Here is an 11441-nt window from a genome sequence, read left to right as displayed (position 1 = left end):
GAACATCATTCATTGAAGCGTTTTTTTGTTCCGCTTATAAAAGCTAAGAACTTAAGTAAAACATCAATAAAGTGAGTGTTCACACAAATTGCATGATAACTAATTGTTAAAGAAGAAGATAAGAGTCGCATTCGCTCATTATCATCGCTACTGGTAAGTAGCGTGCTTGTTGCCGTAGCCCCGAAGCAGGATGCGTATCATACGCTTCCGAGTTTTGATGTCAACCTTTAATTTCAAATAATTTTAAAATCATTTAAAAGTAAACGTTAAGTGGCCTGTTTATTCGATAAAACGAGTAGATAAGCTATCAAAACAGTTCTTTCGGGCTTCTTTTTGGCTGAACCCCTTGGAACTGGAGCGCATTATAGAGAGATCTTTTATTTGATCAAGGGTTATTTTCACTTAATTAACCGTTCGGTTAATTATCATACACAACGCTGTATTATTGGCCCAAAAGCTAAGATCTTTAACGATCGTTGTTGAAATAGTAAGCCCTTTCAATACAGCGAGCATTAACTACGATCACTTTTATTAGTGCACTGATATTCGAGTTACCACTTCGATAAGGCGCTAGTTTTACTTTAGATAATAAAAAACCGACACTAAGGTCGGTTTTTTCGCTATTTATAAAGGATCGTGAAGCTGTATCAAGACTGAACCTTTCGATTATATCTCTTCTGCGCCCTATCGATTATAAACTAACTATTGGCTTGTTCACGTGCAATCGCACGATATGCTATATCAGTTCTGAACTCTACGCCCTGCCATGTAACTTGATGTAGTAATTCATAGGCAGCTTGCTGTGCTTGTGTAACAGTATTACCTAATGCCGTTGCACACAACACACGACCACCATTAGTGACAACTTTACCTTCTGCATTTAACTTAGTGCCAGCATGAAATATTTTCGCTGATGTATTAGTATTTTTCTCTAAGCCAGAAATAACATCACCTTTAGGGTAGCTCGCTGGGTATCCTTGTGCAGCAAGTACAACACCTACAGCTGCACGTTGATCAAACTCAATAACGGCTTTATCTAATTCACCACGTGTGGCAGCTAAACATAGCTCAACTAGGTCTGATTGAAGACGCATCATAATAGGTTGTGTTTCAGGATCACCAAAGCGACAGTTATATTCAATCACATTTGGCGTACCATCAGTGGCAATCATTAATCCAGCATATAAAAATCCGCTATATGGAGCTCCCTCTTTTGCCATGCCTTCAACTGTTGGCATGATTACTTCACTCATAATACGGTTATGAATATCAGCAGTAACTACCGGCGCAGGAGAATAAGCTCCCATACCACCAGTGTTAGGACCTAAATCACCATTAAGGGCACGCTTATGATCTTGACTGGTTGCCATTGGTAATACATTTTTACCATCAACCATTACGATAAAGCTAGCTTCTTCACCCTCAAGAAACTCTTCAATAACGACGCGATGGCCTGCATCACCAAAAGCATTACCTGCCAACATGTCTTTTATTGCATCTTCGGCTTCGGTTAATGTAAGCGCAACAATAACCCCTTTACCTGCTGCTAAACCATCAGCCTTTACTACAATAGGTGCGCCTTGTTCACGTACATAAGCAAGCGCGGGCTCTACTTCAGTGAAGTTTGCATAGCTACCTGTTGGGATTTTATTGCGAGCAAGGAAGTCTTTAGTAAACGATTTTGAACCTTCAAGTTGTGCTGCTTTAGCACTTGGGCCAAATATAGCTAAACCTTGTGCTTGAAAAGCATCTACAACACCATCAACTAAAGGTTGCTCTGGACCAACAATAGTAATAGCTATATTTTCAGCTTTTGCAAACGCAACAAGAGCGGCGTTATCGCTAATATCTAAAGCAACATTTTCTAATTTTGACTCTGTTGCTGTGCCGGCATTACCTGGTGCTACAAATACGGTAGTAACTTGGCTTGATTGCGCCGCCTTCCATGCTAAGGCATGCTCACGACCACCACTACCGATAACTAAAACTTTCATTTATATTTCCTATTTTTCGCTTGTTAAACTCAAACTACTTTGATGGTTTAACAAATTTTAATGTCATGCGATCACTTTCACCAATCGCTAAATATTTTTCTTTATCTTGATCTTTTAACGCTAAAACTGGCGGTAAAGTCCAAACGCCTTTCGGGTAAACCGCTAAATCCTTTGGATTAGCATTGACTTCACTTGCACCAGCAAAGCGAAAGCCTGCGGCCTTAGCTTGTTTAATAGTATGCGCTTCAGAAACATAACCAACTGCTTTTTCTGGCTCTACGCCTGCTGGTAACCTATGTTCAACAACACCCAATACACCGCCAGGTTTTAATGCAGTATAAGCATCTTTAAATACTTGCTCTACGCCAGCATCTTTCCAGTTATGTAAATTTCTAAATGTTAAGACTAAATCAGCACTGCTTTTAGGAGCTAATTCACTTACCGTACGAGGGGTAAAATCGGTTAAAACCACTTCACTATAAACGTCATCAGAAGCTAGCTTTTTAACTAATTTTTTACGTGAGTTACTGTAGTAATTGTCTTCGCCGGTATCTGGGTAATGTGAAGCGTAAAACTTACCTGTACCTTTAAGTGCTGGAGCAAGAATTTCAGTATACCAACCACCACCTGGAGTAATTTCTACAACGGTCATATTAGCGTTAAAACCAAAAAAACTTAGTGTTTCAACTGGGTGACGATATATGTCACGCGCTTTATTAGCCGCAGAACGATGCTCACCCATTACCACTTTTTCAAGTGCAACAATGGTTGCTTTATCACTTACTTGCACACTCTGTTCATGTGCCATAACTGTTGAAGCTGTCATTGCACTACAAGTGAGTGCTAATGCGATTGAAATAGATTTTAGAGTTGTTGCTTTTATTGTCATAACTATATTCCATTGGTTGATGATGAGCTTTCACTATAGTGAATACGAATAATTCAAAGCATATTTATAACAGATATTAAACAAACAAGCAGCGTTGATTTTATTTCCATACGAACTTTCATTGTAAGTAAATAAATCAACACTGCTTTATTTTTATCATCAACCTTTGATAAAGGTTTTTGAATTCATCATTAACGTTTAATAAAACTCTTTAAGTTGTTAGCTTAAATTTAAAGGGCATACTCAGAGCTGACGCTAATCATTCGTACACTCACCATATTAATTATTACTAACAACGACAAGAGTGAATATTAATGACGGAAGTGACGCATACCAGTGAATACCATCGCAATGTTATGTTCATCGGCCGCGGCAATAACTTCGTCATCACGCATAGAACCACCTGGCTGAATTACTGCGGTAATACCTGCTTCTGCTGCTGCATCTAAACCATCGCGGAATGGGAAGAATGCATCAGATGCCATTACTGAACCTGCAACCTCTAGGTTTTCATCTGCCGCTTTAATACCAGCAACTTTAGCAGAATAAACACGGCTCATTTGACCTGCGCCAACACCAATAGTAGAGCTGTTTTTTACATAAACAATTGCGTTAGATTTTACAAATTTAGCCACTTTCCAACAAAATTGTAAATCGCGCATTTCATCTTCAGTTGGTTGACGTTTAGTAACCACTTTAAGATCGTCACTTGATACACGGCCTTGATCAGTATCTTGTACTAATAAGCCACCGTTAACACGTTTGAAATCAAACCCTGTTGTTTTAGTGTCCCATTGACCACACGCTAATAAACGTAAGTTTGCTTTAGTTGCAACTACTTTAGCAGCTTCTTCAGAGACACTTGGTGCAATAATTACTTCAACGAACTGACGAGAAACAATTGCTTGAGCTGTTGCTGCATCTAATTCACGGTTAAACGCAATAATGCCACCAAAAGCTGATGTTGGGTCTGTTTTATAAGCACCTTCATATGCTGCTAAAATATCATCGCCAATCGCAACACCACATGGGTTAGCATGTTTTACAATAACACAAGCTGGCTCGTCGAACTCTTTAACACATTCTAATGCAGCATCTGTATCAGCAATATTGTTGTAAGATAATGCTTTACCTTGAAGTTGAACAGCCGTAGAAACTGATGCTTCTTCTGGGTTCGCTTCTTTGTAAAAAGCAGCATCTTGGTGAGAGTTTTCACCGTAACGTAAGTCTTGAGTTTTGATAAACTGGCTATTGAAGGTACGTGGGAATTTAGCTTTATTGTCAAAAGAAGCTTCAGATTCTGTTTCGCCGTACGCCGGTAACATTTTACCGAAGTAGTTTGCAATCATACCGTCGTAACTTGCTGTATGCTCGTAGGCAGCAATTGCTAAATCAAAACGTGTTTTATACGTTAATGAATCGTTATTGTTATCCATTTCAGCTAACACACGGCCGTAGTCACTGGCGTTAACAATAATGGTTACGTCTTTGTGGTTTTTAGCAGCAGCACGAACCATTGTCGGTCCACCAATATCGATATTTTCGATAGCATTTTCTAATGAACAGTTTTCATCGCTAACGGCATTAGCAAATGGATACAAGTTAACAACAACCATGTCAATTGGGCTAATGTTATTTTCAGCCATTACCGCTTCATCAGTACCACGACGCGCTAAAATACCACCGTGAATTTTAGGGTGTAATGTTTTAACACGGCCGTCCATGATTTCAGGGTGACCAGTGTAGTCTGAAGCTTCAGTTACTTTGATGCCGTTTTCAGCTAAAAGTTTAGCGGTTCCGCCTGTAGATAAAATATCTACACCTTTGTCACTTAGACGTTGAGCAAATTCAACAATACCTGTTTTATCAGAAACACTTAACAGTGCGCGTTTAATTGGACGTGGAGTATCCATAAAGTTTATGTACCTTTTAATAAATTTTGACTGTTCATTATATTGATTAAACTACTTCGAAAATTATGACCGCAGTTTAAACATAAAAAGCACCCTAAGGTGCTTTCAATAAAAATATCGGTATTAGTTCATGCCGTATTTTTTAAGTTTTTTACGTAATGTACCGCGGTTGATACCAAGTAAGTTAGCTGCTCGTGTTTGGTTGCCACGAGTATACATCATCACTTCTTCTAACATTGGTGCTTCAATTTCGCTTAAAACAAGGTCATACATATCATCAACATCGTTACCATTTAATTGTGATAAGTAGTTGCTAATTGCGATTTTAGCTTGGCTACGTAATGGTGATGTTTTAGTTTGTGTTTGAATATCGCCAGTGATGAATGGAGAAGAAACATTTTGTTCGAACATATGATATAACTCTTTCTTTTGTTAATAAAATTAAATACTTTGACGGAATTCACTCACGCAAAAAGCCTGAGCTTAAAAACCATCAAAAAATACATTTAGCGCCTCAAGTTGTTCACTTGTAGACTCTAAACCATTAAAAATAGATCTAAACGATTTGCCTTGATCCAGTGTAAAGCTCTCGCTAAACCCTTCATTCGTTACAATTAAGTTTTGTACGTACCAAGACACGTGTTTTCTAGCAAACCTCACACCAGTGAAGTCACCATAAAACTGATGGAGCTCCATAACATGGTTCAACACAATTGAGCGAACTTCGCTCAACGATGGTGCATCTAATTTCGTTCCTGTGGCTAAAAAGTGATTAATTTCTCTAAATATCCACGGGCGACCTTGTGCCCCACGCCCAATCATAATCGCGTCTGCGCCAGTATGATTGAGTACCTGCAGTGCTTTTTCTGGTGACGTAATATCACCATTGGCCACTACAGGAATTGAAACCGATGCTTTAATTGCCTTAATGGTATTATATTCGGCATGACCTTTATAAAAGTCATTTCGAGTACGCCCATGTACTGCAAGCGATACAATACCGTTATCTTGTGCAATTTTTGCTATTTCAATACCATTACGAGTATCTTCACACCACCCTGTGCGAATTTTTAGTGTTACCGGTATATCTACCGCTGCGACTACAGATTGAATAATGCGTTCAACCTGAGCAGGTTCACGCAATAACGCTGAGCCAGCTAACTTTTTATTGACCTTTTTTGCAGGGCACCCCATATTGATATCAATAATTTGGGCGCCATTATCGGCATTAACCTTAGCTGCAAACGCTAATTCATCAGGGCAACTACCAGCAATTTGAACAGAACGAATACCCGCGCTATCGCCATGTAACATTCTTAACTTTGATTTATCGGTGTCCCACACTTTCGGATTAGACGAAAGCATTTCAGACACGGCTAAACCCGCACCGAGTCGACAACATAATTGTCTAAAAGGTTGATCAGTAATTCCAGCCATTGGGGCGAGTATTACTTGCGAATTAAGTTGATAAGAGCCAATTTTCATACTGCTGTTTTTTTGAGCTACCAGTCAAAAGGGCGCTAAGTTTACGCGTTTTTATTTGAATTGAAAAGCATAGAATTTGAACAATTTTTGCTTTTTTTCGACTTTTTGATATTGACTTTTATTAAAGCGCTAAAGTGGCTATAAATTGCACGAAAGCATAACAAAATACTTGATAAATACTATGGAAAAAGTATTGAAAACTTAGTCAGAATAACATATGTAGCGAGGTTACCGTTAAAAATATGTTATCCGTTGTAGATAATAGTAGTGCTTATTAAATGAGCGAGTCAATATATCCAGACAATAAAAAACCTATTAACTTTCATTAATAGGTTTAGGGGATGTTAAGCTTTCGAGATTGTTTTTGCAGCTAATTGTTAGGTATTTATACCAGGCAGAGCCTTTGTAATGTAGTTATTCAGGACAATAAGCGCCTGCATTATCTAATAGGCTACATTCATGTAGCGTTACCTAAAAAGGCGATAACGCTGTAAAAATGATTAACAAACGCTGCCCGAAGGGTTCGGCCAAAAGCGTTTTACGCTTTGTTGAGCAGTATTTGCTTAGAATGACTAGGCTACACGCTACTCGCCGCGATTAAAGCCCTTTTAGCTCGAACAAAAGTTAACCGTGAAAGATAAACAGCCGCTAGCTATGTATAAGTTTATTAACTATTATTTGCGTTTGCCGTTTAAACGAACCCATTCTTCTTTAATAGTAACGGGTTGCATAGTACACCATTGTCCGTAAATTTCTTGTAATGTTTGCGCTTGCTCTTCTAGTACACCTGATAATGCCACTAAACCTTTATCGCCAACATATTCCATAATGGTTGGGGCTAATTCGCGTAATGGGCCTGCTAAAATATTAGCAACCACAACATCGGCTTTAAATTCTGGCTGATCTTTCGGTAAGTATAACTCAAGGCGCTCATCAACTTGATTACGCTGAGCATTCGCTAGGCTAGCTTGTAATGCTTGTGGGTCGATATCAATACCAATAACCTTTTTAGCGCCTAACTTGAGCGCAGCTAGCGATAAAATGCCTGAACCACAACCAAAATCAACCACAGTTTTCTCTTTCAGGTCTAAGCTGTCTAACCACGTTAAACATAATGCGGTTGTAGGGTGTGTTCCCGTGCCAAAGGCAAGACCAGGGTCGAGCATTACATTAACCGCTTCTGGCTCAGGTACTTCACGCCAGCTTGGACAAATCCATAAGCGTTCGCCAAACTTCATTGGGTGAAAGTTATCCATCCACTCACGTTCCCAGTCTTTATCTTCTAACTGTTCAAGTTTGTACTGCATATTTTCTTTGTCAGGATGGATACTTTGTAAGTAACTAATCACTTTATCCATATCATGACTGGCATCAAACAACCCCATTACAACGGTATTTGACCAATAAATAACTTCATCGCCAGGTAAAGGCTCGTATATTGGAGTGTCTTGTGCATCAATAAAAGTAACTGCTTGTGAGCCACATGCCGATAGCCAGTCGCTATACTTCTCGGCGTTATCTTCATTTGCACTTAATCTTAGTTGGATCCAAGGCATATTTTTCTCAACATTTAGTATTCATATAAAATTAACCCTAGTTTATCACTCATTAATGTTGGCTAATAGCACTATGTAGAAAGCAGTATGTCTGGTTAAACCTTTACGTTAAACTAAACGTATATTAGATTTTTCAATATTTTGGAGTGGTTGCCGTGAAATATTTCCCTGTTTTTCTCGATGCTAACAGAATTAATGCCCTTGTTGTTGGTGGTGGTGATGTTGCCGCTCGTAAAATAGAACTCCTATTAAAAACAACAACAAAAATAACGGTAATGTCACTGCAATTAAGTGAAAGCGTCGCCCGTTTGATTCAAGATAATCAGTTAACCCATTTAGCCCATGATTATGAAGCTGGGCATTTAGCAGATACAACACTCGTAATAGCAGCAACCGATAACGCGCAAGTAAACCAACGAATTTATAACGAAGCGTTGCCGTTAAAAATTTTAATTAATGTTGTTGATCAACCCGAGCTGTGTACATATATAACGCCAGCTATTATTGATCGGGCGCCTATGATTGTTGCGCTTTCAAGTTCGGGTAGTGCTCCTATTCTAGTGCGCATGCTAAGAGAGCAAATAGAGAAAGTTTTGCCGCAAGGCTACGGACGATTAGCTGACTTCTCGTTAAAGTTTCGTGATCATGTTAAGGCGCGTGTTAAAGGGTTACGTAATCGTCGTAGTTTCTGGGAAAAAACACTCCGCGGCTCTATTGGTAAAAATCTATTAGATGGTAATCAACAAGCCGCAGAACAACAGCTTATCGCCAGCCTGAAAGAACAAATAGCGCCACCTGAAGGTGAAATAGTCTTTATTAAAACTAAAACAGGTAATCCTGATCATTTAACCTTAAGTGCTCACAGAGCAATGCAGTTTGCTGATGCGGTTTTTTATGATGAAGACGTGAATATCGAATTAATTGAATATGTACGTCGCGATGCTGATAAGTTTCCACAATGTATTAGTTCAACTATTCTCGTTAACTTTCAGCATGCATTAGAGCTTGCAGAGCAAGGAAAACAGGTTATTTACTTACTCGCAGGAGAAGATGAGTTGCCGAATAATTCAGCCTTAAACCATAGCGAAGTAAACAGCAGAATTATCAGCTGTGGCGCTTAGCACCTTACTTATTACAATTTATCACGCTCACGTAAATTGTAATAAGTAAAACCAAGTGCACTGCCCAACAAAAAGCTGCAAAAACAATCTCGAAAGATCAACAGCCCCTAGTGATAGCTGCTTTTTTATTTGTTATTATTCTGCCTATTCAATAATGAAGGCAGTGCTATATTTCGCAATAATACAGCGACACGATACATTTCCTAATAATAAAAGATCCTCCATGAAAAATATAATAACCGCTTTTTGTCTTACCTTAACGCTTAGTGCTTGTAACACAACTGATAATCAAGCAAATACCACACAAGTAACCAACACAAGTACTCAACCCCAAAAACATTTACCTAAAAATATAATTATGGTTGTTGGCGATGGTATGGGGCCTGCCTATACCACTGCGTATAGATATTATAATGATGACCCGAATACTCCTGCTATTGAAGAAACTGTATTTGATCGCCACTTACTTGGTATGTCAAACACCTACCCTGCTAGAGTATCAGGTTATGTTACCGACTCAGCAGCAAGTGCAACAGCACTATCAACCGGAGTAAAAAGCTATAATGGCGCTATTGGGTTAGATGTTAATAAACAACCGGTGCAAACAGTACTTGAGTGGGCAAAATTACAAGGTAAAAAAACCGGTGTTGTAGTTACTTCACAAGTTAACCATGCAACCCCAGCATCATATTTAGCCCACAATGAAAGTCGACGTAATTACAATGCTATTGCGGATAGTTATATTGATGACGGTATTAAAGCTGATGTAATTTTAGGTGGTGGCTGGGAATATTTTATTCGCGAAGATAGAAATCTCGTTGATGAGTTTTCAGTAAAAGGGTTTCACTATATTGATAACTATTCCGCATTGGCGACATTACCAGAAAACAAACCAGTATTAGGGCTTTTCGCCGATATTGGTTTGCCTTGGTCACTAGACGACACTGATAAAAATCGTTTATCAACAATGACAAAAGCCGCAATTAAGCAATTAGAAAACCCTCAAGGGTACTTTATGTTAGTTGAAGCAAGTCAAGTAGACTGGGCGGGTCATAGCAATGATGTAGCAGCAGCAATGAGTGAGATGGATGATCTTTCACAAACGATGCTATACCTTGAAAACTATGTTGAGAATAACCCTGACACTTTAGTCATTCTGACAGCGGATCACAGCACTGGCGGTTTTACTATCGCCGCGAATGGTGTTTATGAATGGAACCCAGAAATACTTCGTTCGATGAAACATTCACCGTCATCAATAGCTAAACAGTTGGCAAAAAATGATATTACAGCCACTGAAGCAAGTGATTTATTTAACTTCACATTAACGGATCAAGAGTTAATAAAACTGCAGCAAAGTAAATATAATGCATCAGAGCAAACCGCGGCTTATTACTCAGCCAGTAAAGAGCAGCAAAAATCCATGAGCAAGCCTCGAATTAGCGCTGCACTCTATGAGATCGTAAAACAAATTATTGATGCTAGAACCAATACAGGTTGGACATCTTACGGCCATACAGCAGTAGACGTTCCAGTATTTGCACTTGGCCAGCACAGTGAAATGTTTGGTGGCAATATAGACAATACCGATATTGCTAATAAAATATTCACCCTACTCGGAAAACCTGCACAATAAACACCTAAATAACAAAATCATGACCAATAGTTTCTGCTAATTATTGGTCCTTTACCTAACATAGTTATCCCGAAATTATGCTAGTCACTTAATTAGCGTTGTAGCACCTTATGTTAGATACCACTTTATTACTGCTTTTTATTCCTACTTTCTTTCTCGTCAGTATTACCCCGGGTATGTGCATGACGCTAGCAATGACATTGGGCATGTCTATTGGTATTCGTAAAACCTTATGGATGATGTACGGTGAACTCCTCGGAGTTGCATTAGTGGCAATTGCTGCGGTTATCGGGGTTTCCGCCGTTATGCTTGAATACCCGAAAATATTTTCAATACTCAAGCTGATTGGTGCAAGCTACTTACTGTATGTTGGGATTAATATGTGGCGTTCACGTGGAAAACTTGCACTGAACAAGGTAAATAATGAGCAGCAAGCAACAAAGCGTTTACCGCTTTTTAATCAGGGGTTTATCACTGCAATTGCTAACCCTAAAGGTTGGGCGTTCATGGTGTCGTTGCTCCCTCCCTTTATTAACCCACAACTAACTCTTGCTCCGCAACTGGCTATGCTATTAGCTGTTATTATTTTATCAGAGTTTATTTGTATGATGATTTATGCCACTGGTGGTAAAACTATAGGCAAAGTGCTCACTAAAGGCGATAACGTAAAACTAATGAATAAGATATCAGGCACCTTAATGGTTCTCGTCGCTGTGTGGCTTGCTTTAAGTTAATCCCCTCACCAATAAACTACTGCAAAATATCGCTTAGAGCTTTTATAAATATCACCCCGAGCAAATAATTAGTGTAAAGCTGGCACCAGGCCTAATGCTACTTATTATACCCT

Annotated in this window: 9 protein-coding genes and 1 pseudogene; 3 read left to right on the top strand and 7 right to left on the bottom strand. The window is 39.0% G+C overall.

The features are described from left to right. Positions 1-698: 698 nt before the first annotated feature. The 7 genes and pseudogenes from purD to prmA all read right to left on the bottom strand — a co-directional run bounded on the left by purD (position 699) and on the right by prmA (position 7837). Entirely contained in the window at positions 699-1994 is a 1296-nt protein-coding gene (gene purD, locus ABD005_RS16480) for a phosphoribosylamine--glycine ligase (protein ID WP_343818799.1), read from the bottom strand. Between the two features lie 34 nt (positions 1995-2028). Further along, a complete protein-coding gene (locus ABD005_RS16475; RefSeq protein ID WP_343818797.1) occupies positions 2029-2883 on the bottom strand; it encodes a class I SAM-dependent methyltransferase in 855 nt (284 codons plus the stop codon). A gap of 311 nt (positions 2884-3194) precedes the next feature. Continuing rightward, positions 3195-4796, bottom strand: coding sequence for a bifunctional phosphoribosylaminoimidazolecarboxamide formyltransferase/IMP cyclohydrolase (gene purH, locus ABD005_RS16470; RefSeq protein WP_215979404.1), 1602 nt, complete (start codon positions 4794-4796; stop codon positions 3195-3197). Between the two features lie 123 nt (positions 4797-4919). Then, entirely contained in the window at positions 4920-5207 is a 288-nt protein-coding gene (fis, locus tag ABD005_RS16465; RefSeq protein ID WP_011041412.1) for a DNA-binding transcriptional regulator Fis, read from the bottom strand. A 72-nt stretch (positions 5208-5279) separates the two neighbouring features. Continuing rightward, on the bottom strand, positions 5280-6281 hold the full coding sequence (gene dusB, locus ABD005_RS16460; RefSeq protein ID WP_343818786.1) for a tRNA dihydrouridine synthase DusB: 1002 nt from the start codon (positions 6279-6281) through the stop codon (positions 5280-5282). Positions 6282-6596: 315 nt separating this feature from the next. Beyond that, a pseudogene (locus tag ABD005_RS18200) lies at positions 6597-6851 on the bottom strand (hypothetical protein). Between the two features lie 104 nt (positions 6852-6955). Then, complete coding sequence (prmA, locus tag ABD005_RS16455; RefSeq protein WP_343818784.1) at positions 6956-7837, bottom strand: 50S ribosomal protein L11 methyltransferase; 882 nt, start codon at positions 7835-7837, stop codon at positions 6956-6958. Between the two features lie 155 nt (positions 7838-7992). Here prmA and ABD005_RS16450 point away from each other — a divergent pair, with 155 nt between their 5' ends. The 3 genes from ABD005_RS16450 to ABD005_RS16440 all read left to right on the top strand — a co-directional run bounded on the left by ABD005_RS16450 (position 7993) and on the right by ABD005_RS16440 (position 11328). Continuing rightward, on the top strand, positions 7993-8958 hold the full coding sequence (locus ABD005_RS16450; protein ID WP_343818782.1) for an NAD(P)-dependent oxidoreductase: 966 nt from the start codon (positions 7993-7995) through the stop codon (positions 8956-8958). A 223-nt stretch (positions 8959-9181) separates the two neighbouring features. After that, positions 9182-10594, top strand: coding sequence for an alkaline phosphatase (locus tag ABD005_RS16445; RefSeq protein WP_343818780.1), 1413 nt, complete (start codon positions 9182-9184; stop codon positions 10592-10594). A gap of 110 nt (positions 10595-10704) precedes the next feature. Further along, the gene (locus tag ABD005_RS16440; RefSeq protein ID WP_215979399.1) at positions 10705-11328 is read left to right on the top strand and encodes a LysE family translocator; all 624 of its coding nucleotides are present in this window, start codon (positions 10705-10707) and stop codon (positions 11326-11328) included. The last annotated feature ends 113 nt before the right edge of the window (positions 11329-11441 follow it).

The organism is Colwellia asteriadis (genome assembly GCF_039523295.1).
GTDB lineage: Bacteria > Pseudomonadota > Gammaproteobacteria > Enterobacterales > Alteromonadaceae > Colwellia > Colwellia asteriadis.
This window is presented reverse-complemented; position numbering and strand designations above follow the sequence as displayed.

Bases quoted from the DNA above. Each gene is read 5' to 3' on its own strand.
- ABD005_RS16475 (WP_343818797.1), bottom strand. From the start codon at position 2,883: ATGACAATAAAAGCAACAACTCTAAAATCTATTTCAATCGCATTAGCA.
- dusB (WP_343818786.1), bottom strand. From the start codon at position 6,281: ATGAAAATTGGCTCTTATCAACTTAATTCGCAAGTAATACTCGCCCCA.
- ABD005_RS16445 (WP_343818780.1), top strand. From the start codon at position 9,182: ATGAAAAATATAATAACCGCTTTTTGTCTTACCTTAACGCTTAGTGCT.
- purH (WP_215979404.1), bottom strand. From the start codon at position 4,796: ATGGATACTCCACGTCCAATTAAACGCGCACTGTTAAGTGTTTCTGAT.
- fis (WP_011041412.1), bottom strand. From the start codon at position 5,207: ATGTTCGAACAAAATGTTTCTTCTCCATTCATCACTGGCGATATTCAA.
- ABD005_RS16440 (WP_215979399.1), top strand. From the start codon at position 10,705: ATGTTAGATACCACTTTATTACTGCTTTTTATTCCTACTTTCTTTCTC.
- purD (WP_343818799.1), bottom strand. From the start codon at position 1,994: ATGAAAGTTTTAGTTATCGGTAGTGGTGGTCGTGAGCATGCCTTAGCA.
- prmA (WP_343818784.1), bottom strand. From the start codon at position 7,837: ATGCCTTGGATCCAACTAAGATTAAGTGCAAATGAAGATAACGCCGAG.